Origin of the sequence: Nitrosopumilus cobalaminigenes, assembly GCF_013407145.1 — an archaeon.
GTDB lineage: Archaea > Thermoproteota > Nitrososphaeria > Nitrososphaerales > Nitrosopumilaceae > Nitrosopumilus > Nitrosopumilus cobalaminigenes.
This window is the reverse complement of sequence record NZ_CP026993.1, coordinates 361416-382366: the sequence shown is the minus strand read 5'-3', so window position 1 is coordinate 382366 and position 20951 is coordinate 361416. Positions and strand designations below refer to the sequence as shown.

29 protein-coding genes and 1 tRNA gene are annotated in these 20951 nt (G+C 34.7%); 7 read left to right on the top strand and 23 right to left on the bottom strand.

All coding sequences use genetic code 11. From position 1 onward, the window contains the following. Window positions 1-12: 12 nt before the first annotated feature. Window positions 13-567: a hypothetical protein gene (locus C5F47_RS02205; protein ID WP_179361282.1), complete on the top strand. Its 555-nt coding sequence runs from the start codon at window positions 13-15 to the stop codon at window positions 565-567. 2 nt (window positions 568-569) lie between these two features. On the opposite strand, the gene C5F47_RS02200 is transcribed toward C5F47_RS02205, so the two are convergent. Further along, window positions 570-896 carry a hypothetical protein gene (locus tag C5F47_RS02200; protein ID WP_179361281.1) on the bottom strand — a complete coding sequence of 109 codons (327 nt, stop codon included), beginning with the start codon at window positions 894-896 and terminating at the stop codon, window positions 570-572. 104 nt (window positions 897-1000) lie between these two features. On the opposite strand from C5F47_RS02200, the gene C5F47_RS02195 reads away from it, so the two are divergent. Next, window positions 1001-1534: a hypothetical protein gene (locus C5F47_RS02195; protein WP_179361280.1), complete on the top strand. Its 534-nt coding sequence runs from the start codon at window positions 1001-1003 to the stop codon at window positions 1532-1534. Here C5F47_RS02195 and C5F47_RS02190 read toward each other — a convergent pair. Beyond that, window positions 1527-1967 (bottom strand): hypothetical protein, encoded by a 441-nt coding sequence (locus tag C5F47_RS02190; RefSeq protein WP_179361279.1) that lies wholly within the window; start codon window positions 1965-1967, stop codon window positions 1527-1529. The two genes, C5F47_RS02195 and C5F47_RS02190, sit on opposite strands and share 8 nt — an antisense overlap. A gap of 53 nt (window positions 1968-2020) precedes the next feature. Continuing rightward, entirely contained in the window at window positions 2021-2170 is a 150-nt protein-coding gene (locus tag C5F47_RS02185) for a hypothetical protein (RefSeq protein ID WP_246271154.1), read from the bottom strand. A gap of 268 nt (window positions 2171-2438) precedes the next feature. On the opposite strand from C5F47_RS02185, the gene C5F47_RS09715 reads away from it, so the two are divergent. Then, window positions 2439-2564 (top strand): hypothetical protein, encoded by a 126-nt coding sequence (locus C5F47_RS09715; protein ID WP_281361087.1) that lies wholly within the window; start codon window positions 2439-2441, stop codon window positions 2562-2564. After that, the gene (locus C5F47_RS09710; RefSeq protein WP_281361086.1) at window positions 2564-2692 is read left to right on the top strand and encodes a hypothetical protein; all 129 of its coding nucleotides are present in this window, start codon (window positions 2564-2566) and stop codon (window positions 2690-2692) included. The genes C5F47_RS09715 and C5F47_RS09710 overlap by 1 nt, the downstream gene beginning before the upstream one ends. Window positions 2693-2729: 37 nt before the next feature. Here C5F47_RS09710 and C5F47_RS02180 read toward each other — a convergent pair whose 3' ends face one another. From C5F47_RS02180 to C5F47_RS02170, 3 genes are read right to left on the bottom strand one after another with little or no spacing between them, the layout of a single operon-like run. Continuing rightward, window positions 2730-3692, bottom strand: coding sequence for a 2-oxoacid:ferredoxin oxidoreductase subunit beta (locus C5F47_RS02180; protein WP_179361277.1), 963 nt, complete (start codon window positions 3690-3692; stop codon window positions 2730-2732). Further along, window positions 3682-5592: a 2-oxoacid:ferredoxin oxidoreductase subunit alpha gene (locus C5F47_RS02175; RefSeq protein WP_179361276.1), complete on the bottom strand. Its 1911-nt coding sequence runs from the start codon at window positions 5590-5592 to the stop codon at window positions 3682-3684. Before C5F47_RS02175 ends, C5F47_RS02180 begins: the two co-directional genes overlap by 11 nt. 49 nt (window positions 5593-5641) lie before the next feature. Beyond that, window positions 5642-5788 carry a hypothetical protein gene (locus C5F47_RS02170; RefSeq protein ID WP_008301345.1) on the bottom strand — a complete coding sequence of 49 codons (147 nt, stop codon included), beginning with the start codon at window positions 5786-5788 and terminating at the stop codon, window positions 5642-5644. A 53-nt stretch (window positions 5789-5841) separates the two neighbouring features. On the opposite strand from C5F47_RS02170, the gene C5F47_RS02165 reads away from it, so the two are divergent. Continuing rightward, window positions 5842-6810, top strand: coding sequence for a 2-hydroxyacid dehydrogenase (locus C5F47_RS02165; protein ID WP_179361275.1), 969 nt, complete (start codon window positions 5842-5844; stop codon window positions 6808-6810). Between the two features lie 197 nt (window positions 6811-7007). On the opposite strand, the gene C5F47_RS02160 is transcribed toward C5F47_RS02165, so the two are convergent. Next, the gene (locus tag C5F47_RS02160; RefSeq protein ID WP_179361274.1) at window positions 7008-7379 is read right to left on the bottom strand and encodes a ChuX/HutX family heme-like substrate-binding protein; all 372 of its coding nucleotides are present in this window, start codon (window positions 7377-7379) and stop codon (window positions 7008-7010) included. 26 nt (window positions 7380-7405) lie between these two features. Then, complete coding sequence (locus C5F47_RS02155) at window positions 7406-7687, bottom strand: hypothetical protein (RefSeq protein ID WP_179361273.1); 282 nt, start codon at window positions 7685-7687, stop codon at window positions 7406-7408. A gap of 82 nt (window positions 7688-7769) precedes the next feature. Between C5F47_RS02155 and C5F47_RS02150 the strand changes: the two genes are divergently transcribed. After that, window positions 7770-9077 carry an NAD(P)/FAD-dependent oxidoreductase gene (locus tag C5F47_RS02150; protein WP_179361272.1) on the top strand — a complete coding sequence of 436 codons (1308 nt, stop codon included), beginning with the start codon at window positions 7770-7772 and terminating at the stop codon, window positions 9075-9077. 24 nt (window positions 9078-9101) lie between these two features. On the opposite strand, the gene C5F47_RS02145 is transcribed toward C5F47_RS02150, so the two are convergent. After that, window positions 9102-10160: a baeRF10 domain-containing protein gene (locus tag C5F47_RS02145; RefSeq protein ID WP_179361271.1), complete on the bottom strand. Its 1059-nt coding sequence runs from the start codon at window positions 10158-10160 to the stop codon at window positions 9102-9104. A gap of 172 nt (window positions 10161-10332) precedes the next feature. Here C5F47_RS02145 and C5F47_RS02140 point away from each other — a divergent pair, with 172 nt between their 5' ends. Then, a complete protein-coding gene (locus tag C5F47_RS02140) occupies window positions 10333-10770 on the top strand; it encodes a universal stress protein (protein ID WP_179361270.1) in 438 nt (145 codons plus the stop codon). Between the two features lie 33 nt (window positions 10771-10803). Here C5F47_RS02140 and C5F47_RS02135 read toward each other — a convergent pair whose 3' ends face one another. The 14 genes from C5F47_RS02135 to ftsY form a co-directional block, all read right to left on the bottom strand. Further along, window positions 10804-11367, bottom strand: a complete 564-nt coding sequence (locus C5F47_RS02135; RefSeq protein ID WP_179361269.1) for a class I SAM-dependent methyltransferase — start codon at window positions 11365-11367, stop codon at window positions 10804-10806. A gap of 138 nt (window positions 11368-11505) precedes the next feature. After that, window positions 11506-11604, bottom strand: a tRNA-Ser gene (locus C5F47_RS02130). A 67-nt stretch (window positions 11605-11671) separates the two neighbouring features. Next, entirely contained in the window at window positions 11672-12178 is a 507-nt protein-coding gene (locus C5F47_RS02125) for a hypothetical protein (RefSeq protein WP_246271153.1), read from the bottom strand. Next, window positions 12145-13146 carry an RNA-guided pseudouridylation complex pseudouridine synthase subunit Cbf5 gene (locus tag C5F47_RS02120; protein ID WP_179361268.1) on the bottom strand — a complete coding sequence of 334 codons (1002 nt, stop codon included), beginning with the start codon at window positions 13144-13146 and terminating at the stop codon, window positions 12145-12147. The genes C5F47_RS02125 and C5F47_RS02120 overlap by 34 nt, the downstream gene beginning before the upstream one ends. Then, complete coding sequence (locus C5F47_RS02115; protein ID WP_179361267.1) at window positions 13143-13703, bottom strand: cytidylate kinase-like family protein; 561 nt, start codon at window positions 13701-13703, stop codon at window positions 13143-13145. Before C5F47_RS02115 ends, C5F47_RS02120 begins: the two co-directional genes overlap by 4 nt. Further along, window positions 13700-14323 carry an EMC3/TMCO1 family protein gene (locus C5F47_RS02110; protein WP_179361266.1) on the bottom strand — a complete coding sequence of 208 codons (624 nt, stop codon included), beginning with the start codon at window positions 14321-14323 and terminating at the stop codon, window positions 13700-13702. Before C5F47_RS02110 ends, C5F47_RS02115 begins: the two co-directional genes overlap by 4 nt. 3 nt (window positions 14324-14326) lie before the next feature. Further along, entirely contained in the window at window positions 14327-14914 is a 588-nt protein-coding gene (locus C5F47_RS02105; protein ID WP_246271151.1) for an adenylate kinase, read from the bottom strand. Then, the gene (gene secY / locus C5F47_RS02100) at window positions 14892-16325 is read right to left on the bottom strand and encodes a preprotein translocase subunit SecY (RefSeq protein WP_179361264.1); all 1434 of its coding nucleotides are present in this window, start codon (window positions 16323-16325) and stop codon (window positions 14892-14894) included. Before secY ends, C5F47_RS02105 begins: the two co-directional genes overlap by 23 nt. Continuing rightward, a complete protein-coding gene (locus C5F47_RS02095) occupies window positions 16318-16743 on the bottom strand; it encodes an uL15 family ribosomal protein (protein WP_179361263.1) in 426 nt (141 codons plus the stop codon). The genes secY and C5F47_RS02095 overlap by 8 nt, the downstream gene beginning before the upstream one ends. A 1-nt stretch (window position 16744) precedes the next feature. Then, window positions 16745-17212, bottom strand: a complete 468-nt coding sequence (locus tag C5F47_RS02090; protein ID WP_179361262.1) for a 50S ribosomal protein L30 — start codon at window positions 17210-17212, stop codon at window positions 16745-16747. A 6-nt stretch (window positions 17213-17218) separates the two neighbouring features. Beyond that, window positions 17219-17932, bottom strand: a complete 714-nt coding sequence (locus tag C5F47_RS02085) for a 30S ribosomal protein S5 (protein WP_179361261.1) — start codon at window positions 17930-17932, stop codon at window positions 17219-17221. A 1-nt stretch (window position 17933) separates the two neighbouring features. Further along, window positions 17934-18416: a 50S ribosomal protein L18 gene (locus C5F47_RS02080; protein WP_179361260.1), complete on the bottom strand. Its 483-nt coding sequence runs from the start codon at window positions 18414-18416 to the stop codon at window positions 17934-17936. A 36-nt stretch (window positions 18417-18452) separates the two neighbouring features. Next, entirely contained in the window at window positions 18453-19367 is a 915-nt protein-coding gene (argF, locus tag C5F47_RS02075) for an ornithine carbamoyltransferase (protein ID WP_179361259.1), read from the bottom strand. After that, window positions 19364-20947 (bottom strand): signal recognition particle-docking protein FtsY, encoded by a 1584-nt coding sequence (ftsY, locus tag C5F47_RS02070; protein WP_179361258.1) that lies wholly within the window; start codon window positions 20945-20947, stop codon window positions 19364-19366. The genes argF and ftsY overlap by 4 nt, the downstream gene beginning before the upstream one ends. Window positions 20948-20951 lie beyond the last annotated feature (4 nt).

The following is a 20951-nucleotide window of genomic DNA, read 5'->3' as shown; positions in this document are numbered from 1 at the left end:
AGTGGAAAAAATATGGAATATCTAACTACATATCCAAAAACTGTGTCATTCTTTGATGGAATAAAACACAAAATTGATGTAGATAGCAAAGACGGTGTAGAGCAGCTCCATATTGTAGTTAAGAAAAGTTTTGAAGAGTTAACTAAAATTTTCACAGATGAAGGATTTACCAAAGTAAAGCTTGAACATAAACAACCAGATCAAATTGGAAGTGGTCTAAATCTTAAATTAAAAAAACCATGGGAAATGCATGTCAGAATGGTTGATTTGAAAAAAGGATTAATCGGAATTCATGCAGAAGTAGAAGTGTCAAGGGATTATTTGCAACATTTGTTTTCACAAAGAACTCCAGTAGTATACGAAGTCGAAGAGATTTTGAAAAAATATCAAGTAGACTATAACATCTGGCACGATAAAATTAAGAAAAATGTGCATGCAATTGTAGATAATTACAAAGTAAAGCTTGCAACTCCAAGCATTCCTGTATTTGCATGGAAACCAATGTTGTTTGTAATTGGAACTATTGCTGCATTTTATGGTTGGAAATATTTCAACACAATCTGGTAAGATTAAACGCCCAAAGTTTCAGCCTTACTTAGTTCTAAAAAGACCTTATCTCCAACTGAGAGACCCATCTCTTTGTACTCGTGCATTTCAAGTTTTAGCTGAGTAATTCCAGATTGCATACCTGCTCCGCCCATTCCAGACATCATCTTGTTCAAATCTTTCATCATGTCATTCATGTTTGAAAATCCCATAACTTTTGGAGTTCCAAAAGGAGGTTGTTGTGGTTGATTTCCTTCTTTTAGATCCTTGAGGGATGATAATGAGATTACAACATATGGTGCCCCATCAGGTGCAGAATCTATGCTTTTTACTACAAATTCTTTCTTCATGTCTAGAGTTGTATCTCATTCCATATAATTTTAATTTTAAGGTGAATTTGTACTAGTTTGACTAGTTTTGAAGCTTTAATTACAATTTTCTGGATTTTAAATCATTGTCAGAAAATGTGAAAACCACACTACGATATTACGGAGTTTCTCCTTGGGAGATTGAAGTTCTTTATGGATTTTTAAATTCCCATTTTACCATTGTTCAGGATGAAATTGAAGCAGATGATGAGAATTTTGTCAGTTTCTTAGATATTGATATTCCACTTCAATTTAATGAAGCATTTTTCCAATGGTTTGATTTTAAGCGATGGGAAAAAGTCAAAGCAGTTTTCAAGGAAATGAAAAGAAGACGAGGAAGTGGCAATGCATTAAAAATTGTGATTAATTTTTCAGGAAATCCAAAAATTATCTTCACTATAGATATAGAAGATAAGCAATGGTTTGATAATGCATTAGAAAAGATTGATTTTGTTTTAGAATTATTACCATATCACATGGATCCTAAAAAAATCCCAGCTGAAATTTCACAGATAATATACAAATTTGATCCTGAATCAATCAGATGGCGTCTAGATTCAGCTTCATCTGAAAACAAAAAGTACACGTTCAGTGGAGATTCATGGAATGAAATTACTTGAGATCTTTTTGTAAAGGTTCTAGTAATTCATGAAGTTCTTTGTATTTTGATTCTAGAAATCCTAATGCATCAAGTAATTTTTTAGACTTTCCATATTTGTAGCGAATTAACTCACGATGATGCCAGTATGTTTTTCCCTCATCAACTGACAAGGTTGTAAAATAATCAGTCCCTTTCAAAGAATCTGGAAGTTTAACATCATGAGGAAATACTAATTCTACAATAAACCACTCATCACCATCAGGATAGTCAGAGCCAGTCTCTATGTCAAAAAATACATGCAGTAAATCAGACTGCATAAGACCATCATCACTAATTGAAGGATGTTTAACAGATGATTTTTTAAAATCTAAATTTACCAACTGGGGTTCAAAGAAACCCTTTATGATAGATTTTCTAAAAATTCTATTTGCCTCATTAATATTCAAATGCAAAATAATATTCTAAAACTTGCCTATAACTTCTACGTTCAGAATTCATTTGAATACTATTTTGTAGTAATTTTATGCATTCCCCATTTGAGATGATATTCTTTTTCAGTCATTTGGAGTCTAGATTTGCATTTGAGACATCTACGCATTTTGGTATGTTTAGAGTATCTCCAAACATGTGGTTCACTAATTTTATGACAATTCATACTGTCCTCTGTTATACTAGTATTTAGGCTAAAATTCGGAATAAAGCGCCAGTATATACTAACGAGAATCAAGACATAGTATGTTTAAAAAAATAATTGAAAAACTGAAATGCGGTTCTTGCAAAACTGAATCTACAGAAGATGTAAACGCATTCAAAGAATCCGAAAAGAAAAAAGAGGATAAAACAAGATAAAATGAAATACAATTGTAGAGAATGTAATTACAAGTGGGAAGGATTTTCAGATACTTTTAACCTAGTATTGACTCATGAAAAAACTCATCAAAATGGATCTTAAAATGGTAATTTGTAATAAATGCTATAATTCACACCATGATCAGTGTATGGGTAAAGCAGGAATGTTTGATTGTGGATGCTCAGAGTGTAAAAAATAATGTCATCGAATGTAACAGAATCTTGTCTTGATTGTGGAACTTCCTTAGAGTTGACTCCTACAGGCGAGAAGAAAAAACCATGTCCTAAATGTGGAGCATATAGAAGAAAAAGAGAATATTCAGATTAATTTTTCAAAATAATAATTATTTTAGATTCAAAACAAACTATACTTCTAGTGAATCTAAAATTTTTGAAATATCAGTATTAGAATGGCCATTCTTTGAAACATTTTGTTTTGCAGGAGGATTTTCCAAATAATTTGGAATCTTATCTTGCAGTCTTTTTGTGTAAGGAGTAGTGTTTTCATTTTTGTAAAATACTCCAATTGGTATTTTGTTTCCCCATTCTAAAGATTTGATTAATGCCTGAGATAGTTTTTCATTTATCTCAATTTCAGAATCATAATGTACTGTTGGTTCATATCCAGTCTCCTCTAGTTTGTAAATTCTTGAATGTCTTTTTTGTGCTTCATCCATCAAATCAGCTCCTGCATACCAATCCCTTGTGTTTAGATCATTGTATGTAGGACATGGTTGCAATACATCTAAGAAAGACAATCCAGGATGTTTAACAGCTTGAACTATCAAGTCTTTGAGATGTCGTATGTCATAAGAGTATCCACGTGCAACAAATGTAAATCCACTAGCAATTGCCAATCCAATTGGATTGACGTTTGAATTTGTGTTAGGGGATGGAAGTGATTTTGTTTTCTCTCCTAATTTCAGAGTTGGAGATGCTTGACCTTTAGTCAATCCATAAACGCCATTATCAAAAATAATGTATGTCATGTTTACATTTCGTCTACCAGCAGCAACAAAGTGACCAGCACCAATACCCAAACCATCACCATCACCGCCTACAGCGACTATGGTCATCTCAGGATTTGCAATTTTTGCACCTTGTGCAAATGTCAAAACCCTACCATGTAACGTGTGAACTCCATACGTGTTGATGTAGTGAGATGTCTTACCAGAACAGCCAATTCCTGAAAATATAGCAGTCTTGTCTCGCTGTACACCCATATCAGCTAGTGCCATTTGGATAGCATTTACGATACCAAAATCCCCACATCCAGGACACCAGTCATTGTGAACATCGGTTTTAAATTCAGCAGGTTTAAGCGCCATGCATTAGAACCTCCCTTTTTTCTGCTTTGTTTTGAACAATTTTCTTAAGTGCATCATAAACTTCTGTACTAGTCATTGCACGTCCAGAGTATTTTAAGATAAAATAGTCAACATCCCGGCTTATGTTTTGTTTGAATATTTTTCCTAGCTGACCTGAATGATTTGCCTCTACATCGATTATGGTTTTTGCGTCTTTAAGTAAAGATGAAACATAGTCTGCTGGAAATGGATGCATTAGTTTTAGTTGAATTAATCCTATAGAGATTCCTTCTTTTTTTAGCATGTCTAATGCATCTTTGACTGGACCGATTGTAGAACCCCAAGAAATTATTGTATAATCTTCAATTCCAAACGATACTGCTTGTTCCTCATTTGGAATACGTTTTGAAATCAATTCTAATCTAGACATTCTCTTATCCATCATCTTTACACGCAATATTGGATCCTCTGTGATATGGCCTGTTTCATCAGACTCATCTCCAGTATCCCAAAAGATTCCATTATCAATTCCTAGTCTTGAACGAGGAGATATACCATCTTCAGTGAATTCAAATCTTCTGTAACCATCCTCAACTTTATCTAGCAACAAGCCCCTATCAATTGAAATTTTTTCAGTGTCAAATCTTTTACAAGTAATAACAGAACTTGCATGGAATTTATCCATCAAGTGAATTACTGGAACTTGAAAAGTATCTGCATAGTTAAAACAATTGCCAGTATCATAGAAGCTCTCTTCAATTTCTCCAGATGCATAAACAATCTTTGGGAAATCACCGTGTCCTGCAAATACTGCAAACAGTAAATCATCTTGGCCGTGTCTTGTTGGCAGTCCAGTTGATGGGCCACTTCTCTGATAATTAGTAATAACTATAGGAACTTCATTTATGCCTGCCCAGCCTAACATTTCAGTCATTAATGCAAATCCAGGGCCAGAAGTACAAGTAGCAGAACGTGTTCCAGTTAATGCACCACCAATAGTCATTCCCATTGCACAAATCTCATCTTCAGTTTGAATTACAGCAGTTGAACCTGGCCTATCACCATTAATTTCTAAAATTTCGTTTGATTCCAAGAATACTGATTCATCTGAAGCTGGTGTGATTGGATAGTATGGTTGAAGTCTACATCCACATGCCATTTTTCCTAACGCTGTTCCCTGAAATCCCTGAACAAGTAAAGTTCCAGGTTCTTTTTGTGTTCCAGGCAAAGTGTAGTCAAAGTTTTCAAATTTTGCAGCAGCGTAATTGTATGAATAATTTGCAGTCTGCTGATTAATTTTTGCAATTTCAGGTTTGTTTGAAAAAATATTATCAATTGTTTTTTGTAATGAATCAGTAGGCATCTTTACCAAACCTAAAGATAATGACACTCCAATGACATTATACATTCGAATCAATCCCTTTAGACGAGGATTTTCAGTTTCTTCAGATAATGTTAGTAAAATTGATTTGAAAGATACTGGAAATAGTTTTACGCCCTTTTCTTTAGCAATTTCTAATACACCTGCAATTGTAAATGGTTTATTTTTTGATTCTAATTCTTTGTGCAGTCTTTCTTTGAATGGTGCATCAAGTGTATGTACAGCATCAGTTTTTATTCCATCTAAATCTGAATCGTAAATAATTCCACCACCAGAAACTACTTCATCATAATGACGAAAAATGGTTTCAGCATCAAAGGATGCCATTAAATTTACATCATCGACATTTGAATGAATTTTTTTATCAGCAATTCTTACTGTAAAGTAACTGTGTTCACCTTTGATGTTTGAATAAAATTCTCTTTTTCCAAAAATTTGATAACCCATTTCAGCGCATACACGAGAGAAAATATTTGCTCCAGATTCAACCCCACTTCCTTGAGGACCTCCAATTAGCCATGTAAAATCAACAGAACTCACAGATTTTCACTCATTTCCTGAATCTTAATAGTATGATAGTCCATATCTTCTAACCTCCGGTGGCTGCATCAAACAATGCACACTCACATTTATCACGTTCACCACAATAAGGACAGACACATACACATTTTTCAATTGAATTTCCACATTCAACACAAATAGCAAATTCTTCCTCTTCTTCAACTTTAGAAGACATTGATAAAATTACAAGGAAATCGTATAAATGGTTTGAGATGAATATCAAGACTGATGAAAAATAAAGTGTTCCTTACAAGAACTCTACATGATTTTGCACTAAAAGAATTAAGAAAAAGATATCAAATTGAAATTCATTCTGGAAAAATTCCAATACCTAAAACAAAGCTGCGATCAAAGATTAAAGAGATTGATGGGCTGATTTGTTTCCCATATGACAAAATTGAAAAAGAGACAATTGATTGCGCTGAGAATCTTAAAGTGATTAGCACCTATAGTGTAGGTTTTGATCATATAGATACAAAGTATGCCAAAGAAAAGAAAATCCGCGTAGGATATACTCCCGAAGTACTAACAGATGCAACTGCTGATTTAGCATTTTCATTATTACTTGATGTTTCAAGAAGGGTTTCAGAAGGGGATAGAATCATTCGAGATGGAAAGTGGAAAAAAATCTACGGCGCATATGATTATGTCGGAGTGGATTTACAAGGCAAAACAATTGGAATCTTGGGCTTGGGGAGAATTGGCAGTACGATGGCTAAAAGAGCAAAGGCATTTGACATGAAAATTATATACCACAGCAGAAAGCGAGTTTCAAAATCTAGAGAAAAAGCACTAGGTGCAAAGTATGTGTCATTTGAGAAACTAGTCTCACAGAGTGATTTTATTTCAATTCATGTTCCACATACAAAAGAGACAGACCAGTTGTTTGACATGAAAGTTTTCAAAAAAATGAAAGAGACGTCATTTTTGATCAACACATCAAGAGGAAAGGTGATCAATGAAAAAGATCTTGTGGCTGCCTTGAAGAAGAAAATCATTTCAGGTGCAGGATTAGATGTGTTTGAATCAGAGCCAATTAGTAAAAAGCACCCATTTGTCAAATTACCAAATATTGTACTTGCACCTCACATAGGAAGTTCAACAAAAGAGACGAGAAGCAAAATGGCAGAGATTACTGTTAAAAATTTGGATCTTGGAATGAAAGGCAAAAAACCGATTTACTCAGTAGGATACTGATTTTCACGCTTGGGTTGTCTGTACATCAAATGTGCAGTTTTTATATCTAAATCGTGACATAAAATCAGAATGAAGAAATTCAAACATACGAATGAAGAATTAGAATTAGCTAAACAACAATCTGAAAAAGAGAAGAAAGAGAAAGAATCTAAAGAATAAAAGAATTTTTCACTTGTCTTTTTCAGACAAGTTTTTTTTTAAAATTGAATTTTTGAAGTAAATTTTTGATTTAGTTTGTCATAGATTTTTTTTCTATCATGAATTAATTGTTTAGAATCATCATACATTTTTGTAAAAAACACTGCAATGATTCGCTCACCGCTTTCATCAAAAAAATGAACACTGAAACTTGTGCGTTCAGGTTTTTCTTCTTGAACAAACTCTGCAGATTTTATCAATTCTGAATTTACATGCAGATGTGCAGGACCGTCATTTTCACCAATAGTAATCCACTTTTCTTTTTGTCGTATAGAAAGTGGCCCTCTAACCTCACTTATTGCACCGCTGTTTTTTACGATAAGTAAGGTATCATCAATTTTTATCAAATCAGACAATAATTCTAAAAGCATTGTATAACATCAAATTAGAAATTATTTCAGTTTTTTGAACGATTCATGTCAATTTGAACAAAATCATCAGTATCTCCATGAACACAGTCAGTTCCTACAGCCTTTACAGGGGAGAAACTAATCTTTCCATCATGGATTTTGCCTTCTTTTTGTAAATGGCCAATTTTTCCAGTTACGACTTGTTTGTGTCGTCCACAAGTAACACCTACCATGTATTCGTCTTTATCATCAACAATTGATACGATGAATTCAGGAGGATTAACACATTGTTTGCCTTCTTTTGAAACAGAACACTTGTCAGGTAGCATTATCAATCTTGAGATTGTATTGGATATTAATCTTGATTGTTACAGATTCAATTTATTATCAAGACAATTCCATTAAAAGTAATTGGCACATGATTTTGATATCGTAATAATTGGTGGCGGAATTCTTGGAACTTCATTATCGTATTTTCTATCTTCACTAAACAAATCAAAAAAAATAGCTGTAATAGAGCAAGAACATAGTGTAGCATTTCACACAAGTGGAAGAAATACCGGAAAAGTTCATGCTCCCTATCTATACAACCCTGAAAAGAAAAAATTGTTTGCAAAATCTGCTTTTCATGGTTATGAAATGTGGGAAGAATATGCAAAATTAAGAGATTTGCCGTTTAAGGAAGACGGAGTTATTGAAGTTGCAACAGATCAAAAAGGAATCAAAGTCCTTGAGAAATATCTCAAATGGGGAAAAGAAAATGGTTTGGAAGAAAAAGACATCAAACTAGTAAACAAAGAGGAGATGAAAAAAACAGAACCGGAAATAAAATGTGAATCTGCACTGTGTGTGTACAGGGATGCATCAACGGACTATTCTGTTTTTACAAAATCAATTATGAAAGACAGTAAAGAGAGCGGTACAGATTTTCTACTAGACACCAAAGTCACTAAAATAAAAAAAGAAAGTGGCAAATGGACTATCACATTAAATGATGAACATGAAATTTATGCAAAATTTCTAATCAATGCTGCAGGAGGAGAAGCTGTAGATGTTGCACATAGCGTAGATGTGGCAGAAAAATTTACAGATGTTCATTTTAGAGGAGAGTATTGGAAAGCACCATCAGAATACAACAAGCTTACAAAATCAAGTGTGTATTCTGTACCTGAATTCCCAGATTATCCATTTTTAGATCCGCACTGGATAATCAGGGTAGATGGCAGTTGTGAAATTGGACCAAATGCAGTTCCAGTATTTAGTCCACATGGGTATGATGCGGCAGAAAACATCAAAGAGTTCATTCCAAAGATGCTTGAGATGCTAAATTCTGGTGCAAGAAAAGCAGTTTTTGATAAGCAATTTCAAGAACTTGCCATGAATGAAATTCAATCATCAATGTCAAAAACGACAATGGTGAACAGAGTAAAAAAATTCTTGCCAAAAATAGATGCAAAGAAAATTACTGAAAAAGGTACAGCAGGCATTAGATCATCAATCATTGATGACAAGGGGAAATTTGTACCGGATGTAATTCTAATAGAAGATGAGATGTCATTTCATGTTTTGAACTATAATTCTCCAGGAGCTACAGGTGCATTGCCATTTTCTGCACACATTGTAAATCATCTAAACAAGATAGGTTTGATTACTAATGAAGAAGAAGAAGCAGTTTGCGGGCCATGGAAATTCTCAGAAATCATAGAAAAACTGCAGTGATTTAAAATTCCTAGTACGAGAAAACTACTTTATTTTGTATCGAAGTATGGCTAGAACAGAATTATCAATATCTAGTTTTTTTATTATTTTTGGGGAAACTGCAAATTCTATTTTAGTAGAGGTTTTTTTTGCAATCTCTAGCATTTTCATAATTTTTTTGAATTGTGAATTTGTATGATAGTTTGCAGAAACAATTAGGGTGTCTACTGCCCCAATTTCTAGTGCTTTGTAAATTACATCATTTCGTCTAGCAGTTAATCCATCTTTGAATAGAGTCTCATATTTTTCAATTAATTCTACAACGTATTTTCTTCTGTGCTGATACAAATGATGGATTATTTTCGTGTCAATGTCTTTCATTGAGGTGGAAAATGACAAATTTTCTACAAACCGACATTTTTTTACCAATTCTGAATTAAGTTCGTCATAAAATTCAGTTTTTGCAGGACCAATTCCACCTAATAAAATCAGTATTGAATTTGAATCCATTTCTCTCACTTTGTTTGCTATCTTTTTGAAGAAAACATGGATTTTTGTTTGTCTTGCTCTAAGAAATCGCCCCTGGCTCTGTCCACCTTTTCTATGTCTGCCTTGTAAATCAATTCGGAGTTTAGCTTCTTGAATTATTTGATTGCCATGAAATTTTTGAATTCTTGCAGTTTTTTGATCTAGGGTTACTAACAAAACATCATAATTAGTTTTTAAAATATCATTGAAAGGTTTGACGAATGGCCTTTTACTTACCATGTAGACGTACGGAAGTTTTTTTGAAGTTCCAATTACTTTGAGGTTTACTTTGCCATTTTTTATCCATCCAAAAATGCACAAGGTTTTTGCAAATTTGCCTACAGTGACAGGATTTTTCTTTAGTTCAGTAATTTTGTTTTCAATTTTTGATTCTATTCTTTCAAGAGCATCATTTCGCTTTGTTTCATGTAATAATGATATAGTTTCTTGTCCCTTGCCATATGGATAATAGACAGATATGCATTGAGAATCAATCTGTTTTACTTCATGTAAAAATTGGTTAATTGATATCCACTCTAGTGGAGCAATCTCAGAAGTTTCAAGATCAGTTTTCATAATAATCAATTTTTTTGTTTGTAAAAAAACCAATGCTTTTGTGATAATCTAGTGTCATACTGAATTCAATGAAAATAAATGGTACTAGAGTATATTTTATCACTAGTTTTAATACAACTTTGAGAATATTCATCTATGTACAACAATATCCTAGTTTCTTGTGCAGGAACGCATGATGAAAACTTTTGAGCACATTTTAGTTCCCCACAATGGAACCAAAAACAGTGAAACCGCATTCAAAAAAGCCCTAGCATTAGCATCACTAAACAACGCAAAAATTACCGTCATAACTTGCTTAGAAGAGCGAAATACCTTTGGATTTTTTAAGACAAAAACTAGTAAACAAGAATTTGAAAAAGAGCGTAAAATAGTAGAAAAACAGCATTCGAAATTAGAAAAAATTGCTAAAGAATACAATATTTCATGCAGTTCCAAAATTACAAAAAATGAATTAGCATCCACTAGAATACTTGAATTTGCAAAACAACACAAGGTAGATTTGATAGTAATTAAGCAAACAAAGATCTCATCTCGCTATGAAAAGCAATATCATCATAGTACGGTTGAAAATATTTTTAGGAATGCATCTTGTCCTGTTTTGATTCTATAAACTATCTAGTGTTTTAGTTTAGGGCCTAATAGATTATTTTCTTCTCAAAATTGCATAGATAGAGTCATCTTTTTGATCCTCAGTGTAAATTTTCAATTCTAATATTTCAAAATCAGGCTCAAAAAGTTCTTTCAATGAATACAACTCATAATAAACAAACAACAATCCTTCCATATTCTCAGTTTTGTCACCTTTCCAAAAAGAATGAAACAGGATTCCGTTAGGATTAAGAATTTCTTTTTGTTTTTTTAGAGATATTTTCAAATCATCAGTTTTTAGATGATGTAAAACCTTGTTAGAGTAAATGCAATCAAATGTTCTATCAGTTGAAAGTGTTACTGCATCGAGTTTTAGCAAGTCAACATTTTGATTTTGTTTTTTGTATCTATCTAAGAAGATTTGTGAGTTATCAGAGCCTGTAACAGCATAAGTTTTACTCAACATGTCCAAATCTTTTCCAGGACCCATTCCAATCTCCAATACAGATGAGTTTTCAGGAAGGAATTTTTGTAAAATTTTGATTAGTTCTGTTCCATCAAATCCTTCTGCCATTTTTACATATTCTTCTACCCCTTTTTCTGTATCAAAAAATCCCATACTAATTTTTGATTATGATGGTTAGAGGTTTATAGCTAACTTCTTGCGACAGGATTTATTTTGTGATATTTTTTGGATTCAAATCCGTAAAGGCTTGAACCATTATTGGAGAGAAAAATAACATTGAAAGTAAAAAGGCGCCGGGAGGGAGATTTGAACTCCCGTTCCCTTGCGAGAACGCGCTTTATGGTTAAACAATTTCCAGGCGCGCGCCCTACCAGGCTAGGCGACCCCGGCACAAGTCTTGCGACAAATGTATTCGATGAAATGCGATTATAAATTATGTTACTGGATTTAGGAGAAATTACTTCCAGATTGTTATCGTTGTGGATTTTTCTACATTATTTCCGTCATTATCCATTCCTTTAGAAGATATTTTGTAAAGGCCTTCCAATGCAGTGTCACCATCATTTTTGATTTGATCCCATGAAAATTCGATTTCATCACCAGGTTCTAAATTGGAAATTACTTGTGCAGATGCAGGGGTGAACATGAGTATTCCAGACAACCCAGTAATCCTCAATCCATATGAGGAGTCTGAAAAAGTCAATGGAATAGTTCCAGAATTTACAATTCGAATTTTTATCTCTTCACCTTTTTTAAAATCAGATTTTTCTGTAACCACTGAAACTGAAGGACCTTCAACAAAAATTAGCTGGCTAGTATTTTTAACATCTATCAGATAAACGCCAAAACCAAGTCCTGCAATCACACCAATTCCAATAAAGAGTACGAGGCTTTTTGCTAACAATTCTTTTAAAATAATTTCTTTATTTTTTAATCCTTTGGAGGAGTTGGTTTTGTTCTCCATTTTTTGGGATATGTATTTGGAGCCATAATGATCCTCTTTGTTTCAAAAGCATATCCTTTAATGGCATCGCGAATTTCTTCTTCAGACATTGTTGCTTCAGCAAGAGCAACAGCTTCTCCTTTTTGTGAGTATACCCCAACAATATCTCCCTTTTTCAAATTTTGAGAAATCTTCAAAATTCCAGGAATTGCAAGTTGTGCACCATGGCACATTGCATCAATTGCAGAATCACGGACAACCACAGATTTTAATTCACTTAGTGCTAATTCAACTGGTTTGATCATTTTCATCAATTTACTATCATCTTTTTTCTCTTCCCACAAAGCAAATGCATCTGCAAGTTCATGCAAGGTCACCAATCCGTCTTTTTCATGGAATTGATCAACTCTGCTACGTCTAAGTTCAACCATAGTTGCACCAGGGCCCAATATTTCTCCAATATCATAGTAGAGTTTACGAATGTAAGTTCCGGCTTCACACAAAATTCTCGTTAAGAGCAACCTTTCTTTTTGTTCAATAATTTCTAATTCATAAATTGTTCTTGTTCTAGTTTGTCTAAGAACTGCAGAACGTTGAGGAGGTTTTTGGAAAATTTCACCTTGAAACATTTCAACAATTTCTTTTAGTTTTTCTTTTGATGGAAGTGAATGAACTCGTCCTAGTGCATGGTATTCTTTTGGACCATAAAGTAAAACACCTAATGCTTTTGTTGCCTCACCCAAACCCAAAGGTAAAACACCAGAAACTTGTGGGTCCAATGTTCCACTGTGACCAATTTTTGGTAATTTCAAAAGACGCTTTGTCCATGCCACAGTTTCGTGACTTGTAGGGCCTGGTGGTTTGTCTAAAAGAATAATTCCATAGTTTAGTAATTGTTCAATAGTTCTTTTATCATAATATGTCCCATAAGCATCATCAGTAATGTCCTGATCAATTTCTATTAGATTTTCAAGTTGTTTTAGCGTCATAGTAATTTTCTCACAGTTTCTTTTGTAACATCAATTACTTGTTGTGCTGTTAAATTATCAGTATTTATAATTAAATCAAAAACAGACTTGTCCTCGCCAAATTCAAAATCATACAGTTTTTTGTACAATGCTTTATTCTTGTCAAATCTTGCTTTAGTAATTTCATATGCATCTTCAGGACTCATGCTATCTCGTGATTGCATTCTTTTCGTACTACTCTCATGAGACCCTTCTAACCAAATTCTAATTCCATCTTTGATTAGCCAAGGTAAAGTGTAACTTGTGATTACCATTCCGCCTTGATTGAAAAGACCAATTAATTTCTCATCTAGTTTTTTATCAAATTCAGGATTTTGTTCACGCTGGTTAAGGAATTTCATTCCTTCTTCAGTATCCCACCAGTCATCACCCTTAGAATCAAACCCGTGTTCATTTGCCATTTCTTTTAGCACATCTCCCCCACTGAGATATTTTAATTGAAATTCTTCTGCTAATCCTTTAGCAACAGTTGTTTTACCTACTGCAGGAGGTCCAGAAATTACAATAGATTTGGTCAACTGAGATCCATTGAGGTTTTTGTGAGTCTCATGATTATACCACTAAATGCAATTGATGAAAGGAAATACCAAGCCCATAGATAAAGAGCATTTTCTACTTCACAAACATGATCAGGATCTGCTGCTTGTTCTGCAGTACATGTTAGTTGGAACATATCACCAGGAATTACATTTAGAGGGATTGGGGATATAGCTACAGTGTAAGTGAACAATGCAGGTAATACAAGATAAAATATCAAAATTAATGGAACAAAAGTAATCATCATAGGTCTCATATTCATCTGCATCATCTCCATGGACATTTTGTTCATGTAAGATGATTTTTTACCCAACTCTGCAATCTTTGCTTGGTCCTTTGCTCGCATTGCAGCCATTCTTTCTTTTTGCCATCCGCGAGTCTCTTTCATAATACGTTTTAGTTTTACTTGGTCAACCATCTTCTTTCTAACTCCAGAGTTGAAAATATTCAATAAAATTCCGAATCCAGTTACTGCAAACATTGAGAGAACTAATCCTTTGATAATTGGATCATCACTTCCTAATGCTGCTCTTTCTCCTCCAAAGATATCAAATTGTAGAGGTATAGATTCGATGAAAAGTAGAATAAAGTTAACGTCCATTTTTTACAGTCCTATTGCATTAATGATTTTATCAGCTGCTTCATCAACCTTTCCCTCACGATTTAGAATATGCTTCACAGGAGAGCCTGAAATTACACTGCAAGCAGATATCATGCCAGATTGAGCATCTAATTCTTTTTTAATATTAGCAAGGGTGATTTTGTCTCTATTTCGAGTATCATCGCTCATTCTTCTGTTATAGATTTCTTCAGGCTTTGCTGAAACTGAAACAAAGTTTGTAGGTTGAATAATTTTGAGAACATGTTCAGGTAAACCAGGATAGTATCCTTCTGATGAACTGATAAAGGCATGAGTATCAATGATTACGACATCTTCGTCATGTTGGGCAATTTTCTCTGCAGCAAGTTTTTGTAATTTTTGCTGTTCAGAAACAGGCAATTTTCTTAATTCGTCTCTGTCTTTCAAACCATTTTCCTTTGCAACTTCAAACATCAAAGATCCAAAACTTAGAACGCTGACACTTTTTTTATGGTCTTTGATAATTTCTGCCATTTTAGATAGCAAGGTAGTTTTCCCAACTCCAGGTATTCCTACCATTACGACTTTTTTATTTTCTACCAAGTAGAGCACCCAAACGCGGCATTACAACTTCAACTTGTTCTCTAACTAATTGTGTGTAATAGTTGATGAGAATATCTACCATAAGCAAAATTCCGATTCCAGAACCAAAGACTCCAAGTACATCAGATACACCTGCCAATAGACCCAAAATCATTGAACCGATAATGGTGACAGATGGAATGTACTTGTTTAGTAAAGCTTCAACTGGTTTGTTTGATCTTCTAAATCCAGGGATTTGTACATCTGCATCAAGTAAGTTCTGAGCAGCACTCTTTGGTGAAAGACCACCAAGCTCTACCCATAATCTACCAAATACAACTACAATTCCAATCATAAACAAAACATATCCTACAGCACGCATTGGATCTAATGCTGCAACATCCAAACCTCTTGGTGGAGTGATATAGTAAATGATACCTCCAATTGGAGTGTTAGGACTAGTAGGATCAAATTGAGCTATAAAGTTCATGAAGAAATTATTGTTACGTGGGTTCATGTTTGCCCACAGCATTTGGAATATGAAAACAGCGTTTGCAGTAAGTGCAGAAGCTAAAATGACTGGAATGTTTGAGACATACATCAATTTGATTGGATAAACAGCAGAGAAGCCCCTGTATTTTGTTGAAACAATTGGGATTTCAATTTTCATTCCTTGTGTAAATACGAGAATTAACAAAATACCAGCTGTAAGGAACAATCCAAAGATGCTCGGAAGTTGATTAGAGCGGAATAAGATATTCGTAATATCTCCACTACCAGTAAGAGATTGTACAATGTATGGAATAATACCAATCATTCCTCCATCACCGGCAGGTAACGGACTGAACATACTCCAAAGAATTTGTTGAGCTACACCTGCCATAATGAACAGACTGATTCCACTGCCAAGTCCCCAACCTTTTTGAATTAATTCGTCTAAGAACATGATAATAATCGACGCCGCCATCAGCTGTCCTATAATCACATACAGGACATACGCGTCAGTAACTCCAGGGCCATACACTGCGGCTGCATATACAATAGATTCTGCAACAATTACAACATATGTTACCATCTTAGTAGCAGTCTGGAAGATACCTCTTTCTTCAGGTTTTTTGAAATCGAATTTTAGAATGTCTGAACCTCTCAACAATTGCATCAAGAGACCAGCTGTAACTATCGGCCCAATCCCTAATTCAACAAGGGTACCTTGTTGTGATGCAAAAATAACTCTAGCAAAGGCTAGGAAATCAAATTGAGGTGCTGTTGCGCCAAATAACGGGGTTTGTCCCATTATCATGTAAATTAGTAATGCAATTCCACACCAAAGTAGTCTAGTTGGAAGTGGGATTTTCTTTTTAGGTTTAGGAACTTGGGGTAAGTATGGTTCTGCTTTGAAAACCATCTTTCTGATGGTTGTAGTTAGTGTACCCTCAGCCATTTTCAGTTAACACTTCTCCCCCAACTGCTTTTAATTTCTCTTCAGCAGATGCCGTAAATTGTTCAACTTTGACGGAATATGCATTTGTGATTTTTCCGCCACCAAGGAGTTTATCATATCCTGCACTTACAAGGTCTATGATTTTTTTGCCTCCTTCTTCTTTACCGAACATCATGAACAAGTCATCTAAATCTCTAAGGCTAGTCCATTTTTTGATTATATTTGGGTGAGGTGTTTTAGGTAAAGTGTGGTTATAATGGTCTGGGTCTTCTTTCATCATGGTACTTCTATGATGTTTTTTCATACCAGTAACTCCAAGACCACCTTTGTGACCACTTGCACGGTGTTGACCTACTTGTCCCCATCCCATGTGTCGTCCGCCTCTAAGTCGTCTTGTTTTTCGTAATCTAGATGCCATGTTAAATCATTCTCCTAACAATAGTGTCAAGCTCTTTGTTTGCTCCAAGAACTCCTTTCTGTCCATAAAGTTTCTTTGTACTTTTTTTGAAACCATGAACTGGAGGTGCTAATGCAAACCAAGGTTTTAGGGGTTTTAATTTTGATAGTGTTGCTTTTCCATCAGCCAAAGCTGTTGCTAATTCATCAGTACTTGCAAATCCTAATGTTTTAAGATCTTCAGGAGTAATTTTTTGATATCCAGATTTTCTTGCTTTCTTGTCAATCAATTCTTTTGCTAAAGATGCATCAAGTTCAATCCAAGATACATAGTGTTGTACTTTTCTTAGCATTCCAACTGTATTGTCTTTTGCAGGAAGAATTGTTGCACGGTATTTTTTATCTAATTGCAATAGCATCATTGTGTGAGTTGCCCAGTATGGACAATCTGCTTGACCTTTAATTCTAACAACGAGATATGCATTTGCCATTTTTTATCAACCCTGACTGAATGTCAATCGAAGACAATCCAATACTGCTTTTGAAGTGGAATTCATTGTAGGAGTAGAGCCTTTTGCTGTAGTCCATGCGTCTTTAAGACCTGCTAATTCCAATAATCGTTTAATTTTACCTCCTGCTACAAGACCTAATCCACGTGGTCCTGGAATAATTTCAATTGTTACACTTCCACCTTTTCCCTTTACTTTGAAAGGAACAGAATGTTTTTGATCACATCTGCATTCCCAACTGCCGCATCCCATTTTGATTGGTTGGACATTAAGGAATGCTTGACTGGTTGCTTTTTCAATTGCAATTCTCATTTGTTTAGATTTACCTTGACCGATTCCCAAGTAACCATTTTCATTTCCTGCAGCAACAATTGCTTTGAATCTAGTTGATTGTCCGTTTGAAGTCATTTTCTGAATGATTCCAACATCTACAACTTCACTTTTCAAATCAGGTAATAGTTTCTTGATAATTCCTGATTCTTGAATTCTTAATCCTAATTCTATAATTTCTTCTAGAGATGAAATTTCTCCAGATGCAACTTTTTGTCCTAAAATTGTTTTTGGAACCCAAACTTCTTCTTCAGGTTCTCTTCTTGGTCTTCTTGGACGATCTTTAGCTCCGCCAGGTGGACCTCTTCCATAAACAGGTGCAGGTTTACCACGTGGGCCTCGTGAATCTTTAGATTGTGCTGTTTGACTCATATCATTTTACCTCGCTATCAATGGAAGTTTTGATTTTAGAAACTTCATTTTTTACCGTCAAGTGTTCACCGTTAATTCTTTCATCAGCTGGGAATGTTTCTGCATCTGCAGGTACTTCAACTCCTGCATCAATTACTCCTTTCAGAGCAGCTGCCATTCTTTGTGTATATCTTCTAGTTCCAGTGTACAGAATTGCATCTTTTGCACCTTGTCCTAATGCTTTCTTACCAGCCAAATAGCCTGTAAGATATGCTGCAGGAATACTTTTTCTAGAACCTTTCCAACCTTTGTCCAACAGACTTCTAGAATGAGCAGAAGCTACAACTTTGTCGCCAGTCATTCCAGGCTTGAGAATTTGGACTTGAGTATTTTCATTAGTAATATTTACAGTGATAAAGTCACGTTTACCCATCAACATGGTTCCACGTTTTCGATAATTGGTCTTTTCCTCTCTTAATCGTCTTAATATTTTCGAATAGGCCATCTATAGAAACCGAGTTTGAATCTGCTCTTATATACGTTAAGCGTGAATCAGAGCAGCTAGCAAAGCTTTCTGAGTATGTAATCGGTTTTCGGCCTCATCCCAAACAACAGATTGTGGACCGTCAATTACAGATGATGTAACTTCTTGTTCTCGCTTTGCTGGAAGACAATGCAAAAAGATCGCATCTTTCTTTGCAGACTCCATTAATTTGTCATTAACTTGGAATTTTGGTAAGAATTTTTGTAGTCTTTTTTTGTCAAGATTGTGAATAGATGAAAAAGTATCTGCAACTATCACATCTGCATTTTTAGTTGCAACGAATGGATCAGTTGTCAATTCAATGTCTGTTGATTTTTTAGCAGAATTTACAACATTTTTGTCTGGTTCAAACCCTTTCGGCGTTGCAATAGACATTTTGATTCCAGATAAAGCAGCACCGTAAATCATAGAGTTGCAGACATTATTGCCATCCCCAATCCATGCAATTTTTAGTCCCTTGAGTTTCTTCTTTTTTTCTTTGATTGTCATAAAGTCTGCCAAAATTTGACACGGATGAAAAGTATCAGAGAGTCCATTAATCACAGGTATTGTTGCATGTTCAGATAGTGTTTCCAATAATTCATGATCATATACACGTGCCATAATACAATTAGAGTATCGTGAAAGAGTTTTTGCAGTATCCTCTACAGATTCTCCTCGAGACAATTGCATATCATTTGATGATAGGTTAACTGCATGTCCACCTAATTGATACATGCCAACTTCAAAACTAACACGTGTTCGTGTTGATGGTTTTTGAAAAATCATTGTTAGTGTTTTGTTTTTAAGAACAGGTTTGTTTCCACCTTTTTTGAGTTCTTTTTTTAGTTTAATAGATTCATCAATTAATCCTAGAAATTCTTTTGAAGATAATTCCCCCAACGTGAGTAAATTTTTTGTTTTTAGTTTCATCTTTTTAAGAACCCGAACCTGCCTTTTTTCTTTTTGGGTTCTTCTTTATCATGTTTTTGTATCTCTTCTTCATCATCAGCCTCATCTTCAACATCATTTTCAACTTTAGATTCACCAGGTTTTTGTTTTCCATCTTTTATCCATTGACGGATTTTGTTACCGAGTTTTAGTGCTTCATTATCATTTTCAGGTGGAGGTACATCAAACAAATCAGAATAAGTTGCAATCTCATCATCAGTGATTCCATCAAACGGATCATCTGAAGAAACTTTTGGTTCAGGTTCTGGTGTTGGTTCAGGTTCTGGTGTTGGTTCAGGTTCTGGTGTTGGTTCAGGTTCTGGTGTTGGTTCAGGTTCTGGTGTTGGTTCAGGTTCTGGTGTTGGTTCAGGTTCTGGTGTTGGTTCAGGTTCTGGTGTTGGTTCAGGTTCTGGTGTTGGTTCAGGTTCTGGTGTTGGTTCAGGTTCTGGTGTTGGTTCAGGTTCTGGTGTTGGTTCAGGTTCTGGTGTTGGTTCAGGTTCTGGTGTTGGTTCAGGTTCTGGTGTTGGTTCAGGTTCTGGTGTTGGTTCAGGTGTTGGTTCAGGTTCTGGTGTTGGTTCAGGTTCTGGTGTTGGTTCAGGTTCTGGTGTTGGTTCAGGTTCTGGTGTTGGTTCAGTTTTTGCAATATCTACATTATCTAATGAACCAAAAACAGTCTCTAGAAAAAGTTCCTTATCAAATGGTTTTAGATCAGGATATTCTTGTCCAACTCCAACATAAAGAACTGGAGTAGAAGTGACTTTTACAATAGATAATGCAGCACCGCCTCTTGCATCAGCATCGCTTTTTGTTAAAATAGAACCATCAAACTTTACATGTTCATGAAATTCTCGTGCTTGATTAACAGTATCGTTTCCAGCTAGAGAATCACCAACAAAGATTTTCATGTCAGGATTTACAACTTTGGTAATTTTTGCAATTTGTTGCATCAAGTTTTCACTTGTTTGCATTCTTCCAGCAGTATCAATTAGAACAACATCTGTTTTGTGAGACTTTGCATACAATACTGCATCTCGTGCTACAGCAGCAGGATCTGAATTATAATTTTGTGCAACTAGTTTTAGATTAAGACGATTTGTGTGCTCACGCAGTTGCTCAATTGCACCGGCTCTAAAGGTATCAGCTGCTGCAATTACTACAGAGTATTTTTTTTCTTTTAACAAATGTGCAACTTTAGCAAGAGAAGTAGTTTTTCCAGTTCCGTTAATTCCAACAAATAAAATTAGAAAAGGTTGTCCATCTTTCTTCTTTTCGTTAATTTTTTCAAAGAGATCATATTCTCCAGCAGCATCAAATAGTGAAGATATACTTGAAATCAAACTGTCTTTTACAAATTTTTCAATTTCATTCTTGTCAACTTTAGAACCAATCAATTTCTCTTTAAGATCAGATTTTATCGAATCAATAACTTCAGTAGCGACATCAGATTCCATCAAAGAAATTTCTAATTCAAAAAGAATGTCTTCAATGTCTTTTTCATTAAGTTCTTTTTCACCAAGACTTTTCGCTGCATTTGAAAATGCACTACGAAGTTTATCAAACATGGTG